17 protein-coding genes and 6 tRNA genes are annotated in these 17,858 nt (G+C 56.0%); 9 read left to right on the forward strand and 14 right to left on the reverse strand.

Going from position 1 to position 17,858, the window contains the following annotated elements:
* Nucleotides 1-81: integrase core domain-containing protein (locus HC757_RS18400; RefSeq protein WP_169565933.1), on the forward strand; the 81-nt coding region annotated here is incomplete at its 5' end.
* 520 nt (nt 82-601) lie between these two features.
* Here the strand turns inward: HC757_RS18400 and HC757_RS18405 are convergent.
* Together HC757_RS18405 and HC757_RS18410 are read right to left on the reverse strand one after the other, a co-directional pair.
* Nucleotides 602-1,009, reverse strand: a complete 408-nt coding sequence (locus HC757_RS18405; protein ID WP_169565902.1) for a hypothetical protein — start codon at nt 1,007-1,009, stop codon at nt 602-604.
* Nucleotides 1,009-1,677 (reverse strand): HNH endonuclease signature motif containing protein, encoded by a 669-nt coding sequence (locus HC757_RS18410; RefSeq protein ID WP_169565903.1) that lies wholly within the window; start codon nt 1,675-1,677, stop codon nt 1,009-1,011. The genes HC757_RS18405 and HC757_RS18410 overlap by 1 nt, the downstream gene beginning before the upstream one ends.
* A 446-nt stretch (nt 1,678-2,123) precedes the next feature.
* Here HC757_RS18410 and katG point away from each other — a divergent pair, with 446 nt between their 5' ends.
* The 3 genes from katG to HC757_RS18425 all read left to right on the forward strand — a co-directional run bounded on the left by katG (nt 2,124) and on the right by HC757_RS18425 (nt 5,658).
* Entirely contained in the window at nt 2,124-4,364 is a 2,241-nt protein-coding gene (gene katG, locus HC757_RS18415) for a catalase/peroxidase HPI (protein WP_169565904.1), read from the forward strand.
* A gap of 177 nt (nt 4,365-4,541) precedes the next feature.
* The gene (locus HC757_RS18420; protein WP_169565905.1) at nt 4,542-5,027 is read left to right on the forward strand and encodes a hypothetical protein; all 486 of its coding nucleotides are present in this window, start codon (nt 4,542-4,544) and stop codon (nt 5,025-5,027) included.
* A gap of 166 nt (nt 5,028-5,193) precedes the next feature.
* Nucleotides 5,194-5,658 (forward strand): hypothetical protein, encoded by a 465-nt coding sequence (locus tag HC757_RS18425; protein ID WP_169565906.1) that lies wholly within the window; start codon nt 5,194-5,196, stop codon nt 5,656-5,658.
* Between the two features lie 37 nt (nt 5,659-5,695).
* Here the strand turns inward: HC757_RS18425 and HC757_RS18430 are convergent, their stop codons facing one another.
* The 11 genes from HC757_RS18430 to HC757_RS18480 all read right to left on the reverse strand — a co-directional run bounded on the left by HC757_RS18430 (nt 5,696) and on the right by HC757_RS18480 (nt 11,405).
* Nucleotides 5,696-6,088, reverse strand: a complete 393-nt coding sequence (locus HC757_RS18430) for a VOC family protein (RefSeq protein WP_169565907.1) — start codon at nt 6,086-6,088, stop codon at nt 5,696-5,698.
* A gap of 393 nt (nt 6,089-6,481) precedes the next feature.
* Entirely contained in the window at nt 6,482-6,880 is a 399-nt protein-coding gene (locus HC757_RS18435; protein ID WP_169565908.1) for a nuclear transport factor 2 family protein, read from the reverse strand.
* A 376-nt stretch (nt 6,881-7,256) separates the two neighbouring features.
* Nucleotides 7,257-7,331: transfer RNA gene (locus HC757_RS18440), tRNA-Gln, on the reverse strand.
* Nucleotides 7,332-7,410: 79 nt separating this feature from the next.
* Nucleotides 7,411-7,487, reverse strand: a tRNA-Met gene (locus HC757_RS18445).
* Nucleotide 7,488: 1 nt separating this feature from the next.
* Nucleotides 7,489-7,563 (reverse strand) — tRNA-Gln (locus tag HC757_RS18450).
* A 26-nt stretch (nt 7,564-7,589) separates the two neighbouring features.
* Nucleotides 7,590-7,664: transfer RNA gene (locus HC757_RS18455), tRNA-Gln, on the reverse strand.
* A 46-nt stretch (nt 7,665-7,710) separates the two neighbouring features.
* Nucleotides 7,711-7,795 (reverse strand) — tRNA-Leu (locus HC757_RS18460).
* A 183-nt stretch (nt 7,796-7,978) separates the two neighbouring features.
* Nucleotides 7,979-8,055: transfer RNA gene (locus HC757_RS18465), tRNA-Met, on the reverse strand.
* Between the two features lie 186 nt (nt 8,056-8,241).
* Nucleotides 8,242-9,333, reverse strand: coding sequence for a redox-regulated ATPase YchF (gene ychF / locus HC757_RS18470; RefSeq protein WP_169565909.1), 1,092 nt, complete (start codon nt 9,331-9,333; stop codon nt 8,242-8,244).
* Nucleotides 9,334-9,419: 86 nt separating this feature from the next.
* Nucleotides 9,420-10,007, reverse strand: coding sequence for an aminoacyl-tRNA hydrolase (pth, locus tag HC757_RS18475; RefSeq protein WP_169565910.1), 588 nt, complete (start codon nt 10,005-10,007; stop codon nt 9,420-9,422).
* Nucleotides 10,008-10,190: 183 nt separating this feature from the next.
* Nucleotides 10,191-11,405: an FAD-dependent oxidoreductase gene (locus tag HC757_RS18480; protein ID WP_425313986.1), complete on the reverse strand. Its 1,215-nt coding sequence runs from the start codon at nt 11,403-11,405 to the stop codon at nt 10,191-10,193.
* 292 nt (nt 11,406-11,697) lie between these two features.
* Here HC757_RS18480 and miaB point away from each other — a divergent pair, with 292 nt between their 5' ends.
* The 5 genes from miaB to lnt all read left to right on the forward strand — a co-directional run bounded on the left by miaB (nt 11,698) and on the right by lnt (nt 17,304).
* Nucleotides 11,698-13,122 carry a tRNA (N6-isopentenyl adenosine(37)-C2)-methylthiotransferase MiaB gene (gene miaB, locus HC757_RS18485; protein ID WP_169565911.1) on the forward strand — a complete coding sequence of 475 codons (1,425 nt, stop codon included), beginning with the start codon at nt 11,698-11,700 and terminating at the stop codon, nt 13,120-13,122.
* Nucleotides 13,123-13,308: 186 nt separating this feature from the next.
* A complete protein-coding gene (locus HC757_RS18490; protein WP_169565912.1) occupies nt 13,309-14,349 on the forward strand; it encodes a PhoH family protein in 1,041 nt (346 codons plus the stop codon).
* Nucleotides 14,339-14,800, forward strand: a complete 462-nt coding sequence (gene ybeY, locus HC757_RS18495; RefSeq protein ID WP_169565913.1) for an rRNA maturation RNase YbeY — start codon at nt 14,339-14,341, stop codon at nt 14,798-14,800. Before HC757_RS18490 ends, ybeY begins: the two co-directional genes overlap by 11 nt.
* Before the next feature lie 38 nt (nt 14,801-14,838).
* Nucleotides 14,839-15,717 carry a CNNM family magnesium/cobalt transport protein CorC gene (corC, locus tag HC757_RS18500; protein ID WP_169565914.1) on the forward strand — a complete coding sequence of 293 codons (879 nt, stop codon included), beginning with the start codon at nt 14,839-14,841 and terminating at the stop codon, nt 15,715-15,717.
* A 3-nt stretch (nt 15,718-15,720) separates the two neighbouring features.
* A complete protein-coding gene (lnt, locus tag HC757_RS18505) occupies nt 15,721-17,304 on the forward strand; it encodes an apolipoprotein N-acyltransferase (RefSeq protein ID WP_169565915.1) in 1,584 nt (527 codons plus the stop codon).
* On the opposite strand, the gene HC757_RS18510 is transcribed toward lnt, so the two are convergent.
* Entirely contained in the window at nt 17,301-17,801 is a 501-nt protein-coding gene (locus tag HC757_RS18510) for a zinc ribbon-containing protein (RefSeq protein WP_169565916.1), read from the reverse strand. The two genes, lnt and HC757_RS18510, sit on opposite strands and share 4 nt — an antisense overlap.
* Between the last annotated feature and the right edge of the window lie 57 nt (nt 17,802-17,858).

The following is a 17,858-nucleotide window of genomic DNA, read 5'->3' on the forward strand; positions in this document are numbered from 1 at the left end:
CGGACACATTACAATGAAGTGCGCCCGCACAGTTCACTGAATTATCTGCCACCAAGTGAATTTGCAAAACGAGTGGCATAATGAAGGAATTCTCACAGGATGTGGTACTAATCCAGGGGAAAGATCAGCCAAAGCCCACTGTCAGAGTGTCCTTACCGGAAATTTTTTGGGTTTCCGGTAAGGACACTATTTGCCTATTTGACAAAGGGAATCATATCAACGCCCGCATAAGGGGCAGCAAAACGTAGCGGCGATTTGGTTAAACTTGCGAAGCACCAAAACTAAATCGCCGCGTAGTTTTGATGTCCCAGCGAGCCTGCGAGCGACTTGATGCGTTTGTTAGGTATTTGTAGCTCGTTACCCAACGATTTCTACCAGCCGATCATGCTCTCTAAGAGGAGATGATAAGTGCTCACGTTCTGTAAGAACTGTTAAATCAAAATTAATTGACAGCTTTAACCCCAACTCAATAAATTCTTGGGATAAATCTGCATGGAGATTACCTAAGTTTATCCCGCCATTCTTCACTACGAGCAACAAGTCGCAATCATTCGCGTTATCGCATCGAAAGTATGACCCAAAGCCATACACGCTAAGCAGTTCACAGTGTTTTGTATGGATAGACTGGATTTCCTTTATCATCTCTTTGGTGATACTTCCAAAACTCATTTTTCCACAAAGCTCCTGTTAGCTCGCCTGAGTTATACAGGCCAATATTTTTGGACAGGCAAAGCTGTTTTGCTTCTCTTGTATATCCGTTCCAATTACCCCCTACAGATATAAAATTTACCTCTGGAAACTCTTGCAGAATTCGGTAAACCATAGCTTCGCCTAACGTGTACTCGTCAAGGCAAATCAATGTGATTGAGCTACCATCTTTTCTGTCGAACTCCATAATTATATCGTCATGACGATAGTAACGAACCACATTTTCATGTGATTGGATAGCCGATTCCAGCCACGCAATTCGGCTGTAAGACACACCCCATGAGTTTGAACCATTGGACATTATGAGAACACCTCTGAAAATTCACTAGGAAATAATTGATAAGAGTCTAGCCTTTGATAAACGTGCTTTTCATACGACTCTACGTGTGCACGAAACTTCTCGATAGCCCTTATGGTTGGCATTTCGTCGATGAGTTCCTCATTTGCATCTATCAGATTTAAAATCTTCCTATTGTTAGGCAAAATTTTGTCAATTCTTCGCAACTCCCATACAAGATAAGCATTAGAACTGGGATCTGATTGGGCAGCGCTACTCATTGGGCCAAAGGCATCAAATATTGCCTTATTGCTAGCAAGTAACCGTGCAATAGCTATGCGTAATTTAGAAAAGTCATCAAAAATAGTAGTCTTTCCCGCATTACTTATTTCTGCTTCATGTTGTCTCTTCCATTCATGGAGCATGTCGACTGTATAAGTGCCCTCGGGAGCTTTATCAATGTGAGTGTGGTGAGTTGGGCAAAGCAAAATCAAATTATCGTATGAATCTTCTCCGCCTTCGGGAGTACCTCTAGCAGCAGTAGGCTTACTACCTATAACGTGAGCCATTTCTCCCACTACGTAGTTACCTGATTCCACCAAAGCGGTCAAATCTTCATCACAACCAGGTTTTGAGCATCTACCTCCAGCTCTGCCCCAAAGGATTTTTGTATCGACTGTTCCAATTGCCATTCTAAATTACACTCCGAGTTGTAATGCAAATACCTAACATTTTAATAGTGCGCATGCGCATATGTACATTAGTCCAATGCAAACCACGTTATCACAAGTTGCTGTTGTGTAAAGCATTAAGTTCGGTTTTAGTCCAATGCCTTCCGGCTAAACGCGCATCGCTCAGATAATTTTTCGTGCAGAGGTTAAATGAGACAGGCACAACGCTTGTGACTATCTAATTATAACTGTCTAAACCAATCCAAAAATGCCGCAGGCTAAGGGATCCCTTCGGAGCTGCCGCAGGGCGTTGAAGAAAACAACCTAACGCCGACAGCACTTTCGCGGGCAGGGATGCAGGAGCTGCCATAGAAAAAAACGATGACCCCGATTCGAATAAGCCATTTAGCCCTGCCGCGCCGAGCTGCTATACCTTAATTACCTCACAGCTAAGATAGGAAAGCGAGATGGACAGAAATAATGGCAGCCCCACTGGCAAATGCCCGGTCATGCATGGGGCGCAGACCCAAACCGCTGGCGTGGGCCCTTCGAACCGCGACTGGTGGCCAAATCAGTTGAACCTCAAGATCCTCCACCAAAACTCGCCCCTGTCCAATCCCATGGGCGCAGCCTTCAACTATGCCGAGGCCTTCAAGCGCCTCGACTTCAAGGCCCTGAAGCAAGACCTGTTTGCGCTGATGACAGACTCCCAGGACTGGTGGCCCGCCGACTATGGCCACTACGGTCCCTTATTCATCCGCATGGCCTGGCATAGCGCGGGCACTTACCGCATAGGCGATGGTCGCGGCGGTGCAGCCTCGGGCTCGCAGCGTTTCGCCCCGCTCAACAGCTGGCCCGACAATGGCAACCTGGATAAGGCCCGCAGGCTGCTATGGCCCATCAAGCAGAAGTACGGCAGCAAGATCTCCTGGGCCGATCTCATGGTGCTGGCCGGTAACTGTGCCCTGGAGTCCATGGGCTTCAAGACCTTTGGCTTCGGTGGCGGCCGCGAGGATATTTGGGAGCCTGAGGAAGACATCTACTGGGGCGCCGAGGCAGAATGGCTCGGCGACAAGCGCTACAGCGGTGAGCGGCAGTTGGACAATCCGCTCGCGGCCGTGCAGATGGGACTGATCTATGTGAACCCTGAGGGGCCTAACGGTGAGCCGGATCCCCGCGCCGCCGCCATAGACATTCGCGAAACCTTCGCACGCATGGCGATGAACGATTATGAGACGGTCGCGCTCATCGCCGGCGGCCATACCTTCGGCAAGTGCCATGGCGCCGGCGATGCGTCGCAGGTCGGTGCCGAGCCCGAGGCCGCCGCCATAGAACAGCAGGGCTTGGGCTGGCAGAACAGCTTCGGCAGCGGCAAGGGGGAATACACCATCACCAGCGGCCTGGAAGGCGCCTGGACCCCCAACCCTGTGCAGTGGGACAATGGCTACTTCGACACTTTGATGGGCTATGACTGGGAGCTGACGAAGAGCCCGGCCGGGGCCTGGCAGTGGACCCCGAGAGACGCCTCGGCCAAGGACAAGGTGCCCGATGCCCACGACCCGTCGAAACGCCACGCCCCCATGATGGCCACCACAGATCTGGCGCTGAAGCTGGATCCCGTCTATGCCCCCATAGCGCGGCACTTTCACGCGCATCCCGAGGAGCTGGCCGATGCATTCGCCAGGGCCTGGTACAAGCTGATCCACAGGGACATGGGCCCCGTTTCCCGCTACTTGGGTGACGAAGTGCCGCAGGAGGAGCTTCTGTGGCAGGACCCGGTGCCCGCAGTCAGCCATGAGTTAATAGATCCCCAAGACATAGCCGCCCTCAAGGGCAAGCTGCTCACATCCGGGCTGTCAATCCCTGAGCTGGTCTCGACCGCCTGGGCCTCCGCCTCCACCTTCCGCGGCTCGGATAAGCGCGGCGGGGCCAATGGCGCGCGCATCCGTCTCGCGCCGCAAAAGGATTGGCCCGTCAATCAGCCGGCCAAATTGGCGCAGGTGTTGCGCGTCCTGGAGCGGATACAGCAGGAGTTCAACGCCGCCCAGTCGGGCAACAAGCGGGTCTCCCTGGCCGATATCATCGTCCTCGGCGGCTGCGCCGCAGTGGAGCAGGCGGCGATCAATGCCGGCCAGGATATAGTGGTGCCCTTCGCCCCTGGGCGCACCGACGCGACCCAGGCGCAAACCGATGCGGACGCCTTTGCCGTGCTCGAGCCGGTCGCAGACGGGTTCCGCAATTACCTCTCGCCCGGCCTTTCAGGCAGCGACGCTCCCGAGACAGAGGCGGGCGTCTCGGCCGAGGAACTGCTGCTCGACAAGGCGCAGTTGCTCACCCTGACGGCGCCCGAGATGACTGTCCTCATCGGCGGCCTGCGGGTGTTGAATGCCAACGTCGGCCAGTCCCGACATGGGGTCTTCACCACCAGGCCCGAGACCCTCACCAATGACTTCTTCGTCAACCTGCTCGACATGCACACTCGCTGGCAGCCGACCTCCAAGACCGCAACCTTATTCGAGGGCCGGGATCGCAACACGGACCAACTGAAATGGACAGGCACACGTGTCGATCTCATCCTGGGGTCGAATTCCCAGCTGCGCGCCATTGCCGAGGTCTATGCCTGCAGCGACGCCGGGGAGAAGTTTGTCCATGACTTCGTGGCGGCATGGACCAAGGTGATGAACGCGGATCGCTTCGATCTCAACTGAGGCATAGAGGCTGAGGGCGCGGCTCGGCGGCCGCGCCCGCAATCGCCATGACGCGGGAAAGTGTGCGCCAGACGGCGCTTTCGACATCCCATGGCGAGTAGGGCTTTCACTCTGAGGCGGGAAAATTTATCCTATCTTCTTTACCATATCTCCCAACGGCTTAGGCTAGGGAAACCCATGCAGAATGTTGATTTATTCGTCTTCGCCCGCGCACTCCACGTCATCTGCGTCATCCTCTGGATAGGTGGGGTCGGCTTCGTCACCACAGTGCTCATTCCGGCAGTCAGGCGTATCGCCGAACCGGACGAACGTCTGGCGCTGTTCGAGCGACTCGAGCAGGCATTTTCCTTCCAGGCCAAGCTGACGACCCTGCTCACCGGCTTCTCCGGGGCCTATATGCTGTCATTCATCCAGGGCTGGGAGCATTTTCTGCAGCTGCAATACTGGTGGCTGCAGCTGATGACCCTGGTGTGGCTGATCTTCACCCTGGTGTTATTCGTGTTCGAACCTTGGTTCCTGCATCGCTGGTTTCACCTGCAGGCACTCAAGGACAGCGACAGGGCCTTTACCCTGCTGCACCGGATGCATAAGATCTTGTTGGTGCTCAGCCTATTGGCCGCCGCGGGAGCCGTCGCCGGTGCCCATGGGTTCCACTTCGGCTAGTATCCTCAAGCCCCGTGGCCATGGAGCACCACCGGCTCCGGCTCTGGGTCTGGGCTCTCGGGGCAAGCAGGAAATGGGCCCGCGAACCAGGGCATAGACGCCAATCCCGGCCTACTGCGCAGCGACTATAATCAGGCTATCTCTCTACTCATTGCCTGGCATCCGGATGCAGCTGCCCCCTTGCTTTAGCCTGTGCGCCTGCGTACCCAGAATATACCGCTGCGGCTGCATCTTGCTATGCCTTGGCCTGCTGGCCTGCGCCGCCGGGCCACAATTGCCCAAGCTCAACGGCAAGGCCGCCATAGTCCTGGGCTACAGCACGGAAGACTCCAGCCTCTATGAAGGCGGCATGCTCTATACTGGCCTGAGCATAGATGAACTCGACGGCAACCCCATCACCCCGCTGGGGAAATATGACTTCCTCATGCTCGAGCCCGGCGACCACAGGCTGGGGGGCCATTGTTATTGGCGTTTACGTTCTGTGTTTGCGTTCGAGCCGGATTGGCGTGAGCCCGCCACCCTCGCGCTCCACTTGGAAGCGGACCGGATTTATACCCTGCATGTCTCGGTCGATGAGTATAAGTTTCGCTGCAATCTCAGCGCACTCGAGGAGCGGCCCGAGTCACGCTAGCGGGCCGGGTCCGGATTAATACCCAGCTTCAGTCAGACTATTCCGGCTGGTTTTCCTGCCGCTGCAGCGGTGAACAGAACCAGAGCTTATTGCCTTCGCTGTCCAGGAAACTGCCGATATAAAACCCCTCTTCGATCGCCACTACGGCGTCGGCGATGGTCACCCCCCTGGTCTGCAGGAAAGCGGCGGTATCCGGCGCATAATCACAGGCCAGGGTGATCCTGGGGTTAGGCTCGGCGGTGGGAGTGCCGTACCAATCATCCTTCAACATCAGGATGTTTGGCCCGAGCGCATAGCCCAGCATGACGCCGTGCTCATGCGCAGGGGCCAGGCCGAGGGTTTCGCCGTAGAATTTAGTTGCCCGCGCCATGTCGGTTACCGCCAGGGCAACGACCCTGACATGCTGCAGTCCGAGTGAAAGTGTTGTCATAATCTTAACTCCTAGAATCGCGGGAGGTTCAAGTATAGTTGCTGCCAACATTCCGGGATAAACAACAGAGGCTCAAGATGAGATGTTGAAATGCCCTGATGGGTCCCATTTGCGCTCCGGACACCTATCCTCAACGCATTTTTCCTAATGCGGAACGGAGGCACACTTGGCACGGCCCACAAATACTGGCCCTGTTTGAGCATAGTCCCTTTGCCGAACAGGCGCAGCAACAGCTGCGTGCCCGGCGGTTAGACTATCGTTTCAGCAACTGGCAGCAGAGGGAACGGACGGGAAACAGCTGCCAGGTGAGAGACATAGGCAGCTACTGAGGTACAGTTGAAGTCGAGTCGACGCCACACAATTCAGTACTGCAACGAGTTCCCCGCGGGCAGGCTAGGCCCAAAACTCATCCAGAGCATAGAGATCGTCCACATATTCCTTGGCATCCATGACCCAGCCATCTTTGAACTTGAACACTATGCAGCAATCAACCTCGAGCCGTTTGCCATTGCGCTGGGCAATGTTGCGATGCTCGCCGACCACCCGGCCGTCATCACTCGTGAACAGGTGCAGTAACTTGGCCTTGAAACTGCCGTCGGTCTCATTCTTATAGCGGCCGAACAGGGCAAATATCGCCTCCCTGCCCCTGTAGTCGCCGGCGAATGAACTTCGCCCCGGCGTATGCCAGGTGGCGTTCTCATGAATAAGTTCGGCGAGCGTATCCATGTCACCCGAATTGAAAGCCTGGTAACCACGCCAGACCCTGTCGGCATTTTTTTCCACCTCTTTCATAATCCGACCCTCTCAGCATATACAAGCTAATTTATTGCGTTTCAATTGTTTGCGGCTGTCCAACTAACACATCTTTATCCGCGCATAAGAGGTTATGCACCGTGTTCAACTTACAGCGCCCCGGCCATGAGATTGCTGACCATAGGAAAAGTAAAGCACAGATCTGGCGCAGCAGTGCTCCGCAAGTCGGGAAGTGTCTTAGAGTCTTAGGGTCCCAGACTCACGACACATTTCGAGGACGTATTTCAGGGCGCAACAAGCAACAACAATCGGGGGAAGCGCTATGACCGACCGAGCAGCCAGCATAATGACCTGCATCCGTGGGGCAATAGACAGAAAGCAAAAAGCCCGTCCATAGGACGGGCTTTCTGTTGTATGGCTGGGGTACAAGGATTCGAACCTTGGAATGCCGAGATCAAAACCCGGTGCCTTACCGCTTGGCGATACCCCAATAAAACACGTTAACTTCATGTCGGGACAGATGCCGACATGGCCAAATTCAATGAAGTTCACTGACATTTGGATAAATATGGTAGCAATGGCGGGACTTGAACCTGCGACCCCAGCATTATGAGTGCTGTGCTCTAACCAGCTGAGCTACATTGCCATGGCTGGGGTACAAGGATTCGAACCTTGGAATGCCGAGATCAAAACCCGGTGCCTTACCGCTTGGCGATACCCCAATTTGGAACTGTTTTAACGATAAAAATGGCTGGGGTACAAGGATTCGAACCTTGGAATGCCGAGATCAAAACCCGGTGCCTTACCGCTTGGCGATACCCCAATAAAGCTGTTCGAAAAGCCCGCCTGAACCGACTCTTCTTAATAAATGGTACGGGAGGAGAGACTTGAACTCTCACACCTTACGGCACCAGAACCTAAATCTGGCGTGTCTACCAATTTCACCACTCCCGCACTGCACTCGGTTTTACATCCTGAGAGGATGGCAGCTATCTTGTCATCGCCGGGACTCGGGTCCTTACGTAACTCGCTACAGACTCTTATTTACATCAAGAGAAGATGGTAGCTATCTTGCATTGCCGGGACTCGGGTCCTGGCGCAACTTGCTACAGACTCTTTTTTTACATCAAGAGAAGATGGTAGCAATGGCGGGACTTGAACCTGCGACCCCAGCATTATGAGTGCTGTGCTCTAACCAGCTGAGCTACATTGCCACTATACGTCTAGCTATCCCTCTTAGCGAGGAACGGGGCGTATTATGCTTACTCAGGATACCCAGGTCAACAGCTTTTTTAGGCTAAATCCCTTGAGTATCATCGTTCGGCTATAACTTCACCAAACTGAGCGACAGATGCGCAGCGGGGCCTCTGTCGCCAGCCATGGCTATGCCGTAGAGTCGCTTAAACGTTGAACAGGAAGTGCATCACATCGCCGTCTTTGACTATGTACGACTTGCCTTCGACCCTCAGCTTGCCGGCTTCTTTGGCACCGGCTTCGCCCTTATAGGTCACGAAATCTTCGTATGACATGACCTGGGCACGAATGAAGCCGCGCTCGAAGTCTGTGTGGATCACCCCGGCGGCCTGCGGCGCGCTGGCACCGACCGGTACCGTCCAGGCGCGCACTTCCTTGACACCCGCGGTGAAGTAAGTTTGCAGATTCAGCAACTGGTAACCGGCGCGGATCACCCTGTCCAGCCCTGGCTCTTCCAGGCCGAGATCGGCCATGAACTCGTCACGTTCTTCCTTGTCCATCTCGGCCAGTTCGGATTCGATGGCGGCACAGACGGCAACCACTATCGCATTCTCGCGCTCGGCAATGGCACGCACCGTATCCAGGTGCGGGTTGTTGTCGAAACCATCTTCCGACACGTTGGCGATATACATGGTGGGCTTCAGGGTCAGGAAGTTGAGGTAAGCCACAGCTTCCAGCTCTTCCTTGGACAAGTCCAGCGAACGCAACATGTGACCTTCGTCCAGCACGGGACGCATCTTTTCCAGCACTTCGACTTCGAACTTGGCGTCTTTATCGCCACCCTTGGCACGCTTCTGCTGACGCAGCACGGCTCTTTCCAGGCTATCCAGATCGGCGAGCGCCAACTCGGTATTGATGACTTCTATGTCGCCGGCAGGATCTATCTTGTTGGCGACGTGGACTATGTTGTCATCTTCGAAACAACGCACCACATGGCCTATGGCATCGGTTTCACGTATGTTGGCGAGGAACTTATTGCCCAGGCCTTCACCCTTGGAGGCGCCGGCAACCAAACCTGCGATATCGACAAACTCCATGGTGGTCGGCAACACACGCTGTGGCTTGACTATCGCAGCCAGCGCATCCATACGAGGATCGGGCACGGGTACCACACCCGTGTTAGGTTCTATGGTACAGAAGGGGAAATTCGCCGCTTCGATACCAGCCTGAGTTAACGCATTGAAAAGCGTTGATTTACCTACGTTAGGAAGCCCAACAATGCCGCATTTAAAACCCATATTCTAACCCTTTCTCTATGATGGCCCTGAGTCACACTCAGATGCTGATTTCTGGCCTGCCGCGAGGGCGGCAGGCTGATGTTGATTTAGACTGCCTTGAACGAATGCAGCCTGTGCATGGCCTTGACCATGTCTTGTTTAAACAAAATCTCTGTCGCACGCACCGCCTCGTCTATGGCGGCCTCGATCAATGCCTGCTCCGCCGCCGGGGCCTTACCCAGTACGTAACCACTCACTCTGCTCTTGTCGCCCGGGTGGCCTATGCCGATCCGCAGGCGGTAGAAGCCCTTGTTGTTGGCCAGCTTGTCTATTATATCCTTCAGACCATTATGACCGCCATGACCGCCACCCAGCTTAAACTTGGCGACCCCGGGCTCCATGTCCAGCTCGTCGTGAGCCACCAGGATTTCCTCCGGCTCGATGCGAAAGAAGTTGGCCAGGGCACCGACCGACTTGCCGCTGAGATTCATATAAGTGCTGGGGATCAGCAAACGCACGTCTTTGCCATGCAGTGTGACTCTGGCGGATAAACCGAAATATTTACTGTCGGGCACTAAGCTGACACCACAGATACGCGCCAATTCCTGCACATACCAGGCCCCCGCATTGTGGCGGGTGTTGGCGTATTCGGCACCTGGATTGGCGAGGCCGACGATCAGTTTAATATCGCTCATCACAACTCTATCTTCTATGGTCGCGACATGGGCTCATTGGAGCCAAGCCAGACCTTCTGCTAAAAAACGCGGCATTTTAGCACTCAATGGCCGAGTCAACAAATCCCTCAGCCCGAGGGCGCCTGCCCTCGCGTCAGGCACAGTCATCCGCCGCTGCCTGGCATCAGACCTTGAGCGCCTGGCTCAGTTCAGGCCGAGGGCGTATTTCAATACCTGTTTCTTCAGCGGTGAGTCCAGGTTAGCCAATTTCAGAGCGCCGTTGCGCAGCAGTTTCAGGGGCAATAAATCGTTGCTGAAGCCGGCGTAGAAGAGATCCATGCCCGTCATCATCAGCTGGTTGTCCCGGTAGCGGCGCCCCTGATAGCCGGCCAACACCCGGCTGTCCCACCAGTCGACGCCCTGGCTCATGGCATCCGTCACTTGGGCCAGCAAGGCATCGACATCCTTGAACCCCAGATTGACCCCCTGGCCGGCCAATGGATTTATGGTATGCGCCGCATCGCCGAGGATCACCAGGTTATCTTTATAGTAAGCCTGGGCATGGCGCCGGGTCAGGGCGAAGCTGCCTCTGTCCAGGACCTCGAAGTCAGGATCCAGACGGGCGGGGAAGTTGAGGCGGATCTGTTGCGCCAGTTGTTTGGCCCCCAGCTGCATCAGCTGAGCTATGCGATGGGCATCGTCATACCACACCAGGGAAGCATGGTTGCCGGGCAACGGCAACAGGGAACGCGGCCCCTTGGGGGTGAACTGCTGCCAAGTCACCTCCTGTTGGGGGCAAGCGGTGGCGATGTTGATCAGCATGGCCGACTGGGCATAATCCCAGCCTGTGACCCCTATCTCGGCCCACTGGCGCACCTGGGAATTGGCACCGTCGGCCCCTATGAGCAGCTTGGCACCGAGCACTTCGCCGTTATCCAGGCTGACGTCGATGCCATCCAAATTGCGGGCAAAGGCTGTGACCCTGGCGGGGCAACACAGACGCACATTGGCCAGGGCTTGCAGCTGTTGCCATAGCGCCAGTTGGATCAGGCGGTTCTCTATGATATGCCCCAGGTGGCTGACCTCGAGCTGGTTGGCATGAAAGGCCGTGATGCAGCCCTCCAGCTCCCAGGTTTCCAGCCCAAGGTAGGGGGCGTTGCGCATCTCACGCAGCGCCGCCATGGCGCCGAGGCGCTCGAGCAGCTGCTCCGAGGCGATGCTGATGGCCGACACCCGCACATCCAGCGGCTGCGTCTCGTCATAGGTCAGGGGCTGACGGGATTCCACGACAGTGACCCTGAGTCCCAGCTGCGCCAGGCCTATGGCCGCGGCGGCGCCGACCATGCCGCCACCTATGATGATCACATCCTGAGACTCGCTCCTCGTTTGCTCGTCAGTCACTGCTTGTCCCTCAATCACACCCACCCCTTCATCGAATTCGCCATCTCAGGCGCACCGGGCATGGCCCGTGGCGCCGGATTTATCGTCGTACATTTATAGCCGATAGTGCTGTTGAAGATTATGCCCCAGATCACGCATTCACCCAAGCCGTAACGCCTTACGGCCTGCGACTTAGGCCCCCGGGACTCTCTGCGTCAACCGCAGCCCAGGGCGATCGCCGCCGATTGATGGACAAAAGCTGGTCAGCCGCAGTAACAAGAGGTAAAATGTCGCGCTATTTTTACTGTGGTTCTGAGGGCGACACAAGCTGATGAGTAAGAAACTCCATATAAAAACCTGGGGCTGTCAAATGAATGAGTATGACTCATCCAAGATGGCCGATCTGTTGGACGAATATCAGGGGTACACCCTGACCGAAGAGGCCTCGGAGGCAGACATACTGCTGCTCAACACCTGTTCGATTCGTGAAAAGGCACAGGAAAAGGTGTTTCATCAGCTGGGACGCTGGAAAACCCTCAAGGACAAGAACCCCAACCTCATCATAGGCGTCGGCGGCTGCGTCGCGTCCCAGGAAGGCAAGGCCATCAAAGACAGGGCCCAGTGTGTCGACATCATCTTCGGCCCCCAGACACTGCATCGCCTGCCCGAGATGATAGAGCAGATCAAACGCGGCGAAAAAGCCGTGATCGACATCAGCTTCCCAGAGATCGAAAAGTTCGATCGCCTGCCCGAGCCTCGTGCCGAAGGCCCGACCGCCTTCGTCTCCATCATGGAAGGTTGCAGCAAGTATTGCTCCTTCTGCGTGGTGCCATACACCCGCGGCGAAGAAGTCAGCCGGCCGCTGGACGACATCATACTCGAGATAGCCCAACTGGCGGAGCAAGGGGTGCGTGAAGTCAACCTGCTGGGTCAGAACGTCAACGCCTATCGCGGCGCGACCCATGATGGGGAGATCTGCAGCTTCGCCGAACTGCTGCGCTTCGTCGCCGCCATAGACGGCATAGACAGACTGCGTTTCACCACCAGCCACCCTATCGAGTTCACCCAGGACATAATAGATGTCTATGAAGACACTCCTGAGCTGGTGAGCTTCCTGCACCTGCCGGTGCAGTCGGGCTCGGATCGCATCCTGACCGCCATGAAGCGCGGCCATATGGCGATCGAATACAAGTCTATCATCCGCCGCCTGCGCAAGGCGCGCCCGGATATACTGATCAGCTCCGACTTCATCATAGGCTTCCCGGGTGAAACCAAGGAAGACTTCAATGACACCATGAAGCTCATCGAGGAGATAGGCTTCGATAACAGTTTCAGCTTCATCTACAGTGCCCGTCCGGGCACACCGGCGGCCGACTTGCCGGACGATGTCGATATGGAAGAGAAGAAACAACGCCTGGCAATACTCCAGGATCGCATCACCCAACAGGCGATGCGTTACAGCCGCCATATGATGGGCACGGTACAGCGCATCCTGGTCGAAGGCCCATCGGTGAAGAACCCGATGGAACTGCGCGGCCGCACCGAAAACAGCCGGGTGGTCAACTTCGAAGGCCTGCCCAAGCACATAGGCACCTTCGTCGATGTGGAGATTGTCGACGTCTACACCAACTCGCTGCGCGGCGTGTTCGTGCGCGGTGAAGATGAGATGGACCTGCGTCGCAACCTGCGCCCGTCGGAGATCATGGCCAAGCATAAGAAAGATGACGCTTTGGGCGTGACTCAGTTCCAGCCTTAAGGATCACAGACACCTTAACAGCGAGGGCGAGCCGGAGTCATTCCGGGTCGCCCTTTCTTTTTGTAGCCAGAAGCCAGGGGCGGCACAAACTGCCCGGTGTATTTTCCGTTAGCATTTACGCCCCGGGGCTCGTAAAATGTGAGGTATACGAGAGAGGATGCTCTTAGCCCTTACCTGGAGTTGTATTTGACTAACAAACTCACCACACTCAATTTGTATCTCGAACCCTCGGAAACCCGCCGCCTGGCCTCTTTATGCGGCCCGTTCGATGACAACATCAAACAGCTCGAACGCCGTATAGGCGTAGAGATAAGCTATAAAAACAACCACTTCCAAATCGTCGGCCAGCCACGCAACTGCCTGACCGCCAATAACCTGCTCAAGCAGCTCTATATAGAGACCCAAACCGTCAAGGGCAGTACCCCGGATCTCGAACCGGACACTGTCCACCTGGCAATCCAGGAAGCGATAGCACTGGAAGCGGACGATGCCACAACCGACAAAGACTTGTATATCAAGACGCGTCGCGGGGTGATCAAACCCAGAAATCCAAACCAGAGCGAGTATGTGGCCAACATAGTGCGCCACGACATCAGCTTCGGCATAGGCCCAGCCGGTACCGGCAAGACCTATCTGGCGGTGGCGGCAGCCGTCGATGCGCTGGAGCGCCAGGAAGTGCGCCGCATCCTCTTGACCCGTCCTGCGGTGGAAGCCGGTGAGAAGCTGGGCTTCCTGCCAGGGGACCTGAGCCAGAAGGTCGACCCTTACCTGCGGCCCCTGTACGATGCCTTGTTCGAGATGCTGGGCTTCGAGAAGGTCGAGCGCCTGATAGAGCGCGGCGTCATCGAAGTCGCCCCTCTGGCCTATATGCGCGGCCGCACCCTGAACGATGCCTTCATCATCCTCGACGAGAGCCAAAACACCACGGTCGAGCAGATGAAGATGTTCCTCACCCGCATAGGCTTCAACTCCCGGGCGGTGATCACCGGCGACATCACCCAGGTCGACCTGCCCAAACACCAGAAATCCGGCCTGCGCCATGCGATCGAGGTGCTGAGCGAAGTCGAGGAAGTCAGCTTCAACTTCTTCCAGGCCAAGGACGTGGTGCGCCACCCTGTGGTGGCCAGGATAGTCGAGGCCTATGAGGCCCACGAGCAGACCCAGCAGCGACTGAAAGATCAGAGAGCCAGCCACCAGCAGCAGGAAGCCAGTCACCATGAGTCTTGATTTAGCCTTAGATCTACAGATTGCCACCGACAAACCGAATCTGCCTTCCCAGGCACAGTTCGAGCTCTGGGTGCGCACCGCACTCGGCAGCACCCTGGATGAGGCCGAGCTGACCATACGCCTGGTCGATGCCGCAGAAAGCCAGAGCCTCAACCACAGCTACCGCGGCAAGGATAAGCCCACCAATGTGCTGTCCTTCCCGTTCGAAGCACCGCCGGAAATTGAGTTGCCCTTGCTGGGAGATCTTGTCATTTGCGTCGAGGTGGTCGAGAATGAAGCCCTCGAGCAAGCCAAACCCCTGGAGGCGCATTGGGCACACATGGTTGTACATGGTTGTCTGCATCTGCTAGGGTATGATCACATTGAAGATGCCGAAGCCGAAGAAATGGAGTCATTAGAGACTCAACTGATTGAAAGCTTAGGTTTTACCGACCCATATAAGGAAGCATGATTAGCCTATGTGGCGTAAGCCAGGCTAAGAAAAACACTATGAGTGACGATATCCCCCCGAGTACAAACGCCCATAAGAAAGGCTGGTTTGATAGAGTGAGTCAGTTATTCCAGGGCGAACCTCAAAATCGTGAAGATTTGGTCGATGTGATCCACGGCGCCGAACAGCGCGATCTCATCACCGAAGATACCCGCGAAATGATTAAGGGTGTATTAGAGGTATCCGACCTGCGAGTCCGGGACATAATGATCCCCAGAGCTCAAATAGTCGCGCTGCAAATAGACAACACAGTCGAAGAGCTGCTGGCAACCGTCATAGGCTCGGCCCACTCCCGCTTCCCGGTCGTCAACGAAGATAAAGATCATATCGAGGGCATATTGCTCGCCAAAGATCTGATCAAGTATGGCTTCCACAACGGCGATGAACCCTTCTCCCTCGCCAAGGTCATACGCCCGGCGGTAGTCGTGCCGGAGAGCAAGAGAGTCGATGTCCTGCTCAAGGAATTCCGCTCCCAGCGCTACCACATGGCGATAGTGGTCGATGAGTACGGCGGCGTGTCCGGGCTGGTGACCATTGAAGATATCCTCGAGGAAATCGTCGGCGAGATCGAAGACGAATTCGATCATGACAGCGCCGAAGAAACCGAGATCCGCAAGGTAGGCAATACCGTCTACATGGTCAAGGCGCTGACGCCGATCGAAGACTTCAATCAGCAATTTCATAGCCATTTCAGCGACGAAGAGTTTGATACCGTCGGCGGCCTGGTATCCCATGCCTTCGGCCATCTGCCGGAGCGCAACGAGAGCATAGAAATTGAAGGCATAGAATTCAAAGTGATCAGTGCCGATACCCGTCGTTTGATCCAACTCAGGGTCAAACTGCCCGATCCCAATACCGACGAACAGACAGATACCTGATCCGTGCTGAATACCTTGAGGGCCTGGTCCCGTCATACCAGCGTCAGGCTGACCACGGCCTTTGCCGCGGGAGCCAGCACAGTGCTGTCTTTCGCCCCCTATTCGCTGTGGCCCATCTATCCCCTGGCGCTGGCATTCGCCCTCTGGCAAGGCCGAACCCTGTCGGCCAGGGCCAGCGGCTATTATTGGCTGAGTTTCGGCTTCGGCAGCTTCGCCTTGGGCATCAGTTGGGTGCATGTCAGCATGGCGAGGTTCGGCGGCCTGCCGCTGCTGGCCTCCCTGGGACTGATGGCGCTGCTGGCGGCCTATCTCAGCCTGTATCCGGCCCTGGCCGGCTACCTGCTGCAGAAACTGACACCACAGCGCAATGGGGTGCTATGGCGCAACCTGGCACTCTTCCCCGCCCTATGGACCCTGGGCGAATGGGCCCGCGGCTGGGTGTTGACAGGCTTTCCCTGGCTCTGGGGCGGTTATAGCCAAACCCAGGGACCACTCAAGTCGCTGGCCAGTATTATAGGCGTCCTGGGACTGAGTTTCCTGCTCGCCATGCTGGCCGGTGCCATGGCACTATGCCTGAGCCGCCGCTACAGGAGTCTGGCCATCTTGCTGCCTGTGCTGGCGCTGGCGGTCTTCATCGGCCCCAGAGTCTCGGACATAGAGCGCAGTGGCGAGCGCCTCAAGCTGGTCCTGGTCCAGGGCAATATTCCCCAAAGCATGAAATGGCAACCGGATGCCCTCTGGCCTACCCTGCTGAAATACATGGATCTGACACGGCCACAGCTGGATGCCGACATCATCATCTGGCCCGAGGCCGCAGTTCCTGCGCCCGAAGCCATGGTGGCCGACTTCCTGGAGAACGCCAACCGGGTGGCCAACCTCAATGACAGCGCCATCATCACGGGCATCATCAGCCAAGCAGAGGGAAACTTCTATAATAGCTTGATAGTACTCGGCAACCAGGATGAGAAACACCAAGACAGTGCCGACTACCTGGAAGGGCATGCCAATAGATTCAACAAGCATCACCTGCTGCCCATAGGCGAGTTCGTCCCCTTCGAGTCGCTGCTCAGGCCGATTGCGCCCCTGTTCAACCTGCCCATGTCCTCCTTCGGCCGCGGCGATTATCGGCAGCCCAACCTCAAGGCCCTTGGCTATAAGGTCGCGCCTTCCATCTGCTTCGAAATCGCCTTCCCGGAACAGGTCAGGGATAACCTGGACCCGGACACAGATCTCTTGCTGACTGTGTCCAACGACGCCTGGTTCGGAGAATCCAACGGCCCCTTGCAGCACATGGAAATTGCCCAGATGCGCGCCATAGAGCTGGGACGCCCCCTGGCGCGGGCCACCAACAACGGCGTCACTGCGCTGGTCGATGAACATGGCAACATCAGTGCCCGCCTGCCGCAATTCGAGGCCGGGGTACTGACAGCCGAAGTGCCACTGGTCACGGGCCAAACCTGGTTTGCCCGCTGGGGACAGGCGCCTGTGCTCTGGCTGTGCGGCTTATTGTTCAGCCTCAGCCTATTGGGTCTGCGGCGCTCACCCAAGGCACGGCAACGGCGCGCCTTGGGAACCAAACCACTCTAAGGCGCCAGCGCTTCGCGGGTAAAGGTCTCGCCGTCACACTGAGGACAATCCGGGATCACCCCGGGGAATTCTATGTCCATCGCATGACCACACTGGACGCAGATGAGCTTGCCCTGGCTGACGATATCACCGCTTTGGTAATACCCCTGCTGCTCTATGTCCTGGGTCAGCTCATGCCATTCCACCTGGCTGCGGTCGGTAATTTCATTCAGCCAATGCCAGAAGGTGTTTTCCACGGCGATCACCGTCGGGCTATGGCTCAGGCTGGCATCATTTTGCTGCTGCAAAAAACTGCCTATGTCACGCTTCAGGAATTGTTCCACCAGCGCCAATTCGTCGGCATCGGCGCGGCTCTTGAGCAATAAATAATCTTTACCTTGGGTAACCTCCTGGTATAAATGCTTTGCTGTCAGTGAGTTATCTTCTGCAAACTGAGCTTTCATTCGCTCTATCAGGGCTTGATATAACGCCAGCAACTCCGAACTTCTCTTACTCATGGTTAAGACTCCTTAAGACGAACCTTTTTAATGAATCACTTCTGGTTTATTCTATGC

It is taken from the genome of Shewanella salipaludis, from assembly GCF_012911865.1.
Lineage (GTDB): Bacteria > Pseudomonadota > Gammaproteobacteria > Enterobacterales > Shewanellaceae > Shewanella > Shewanella salipaludis.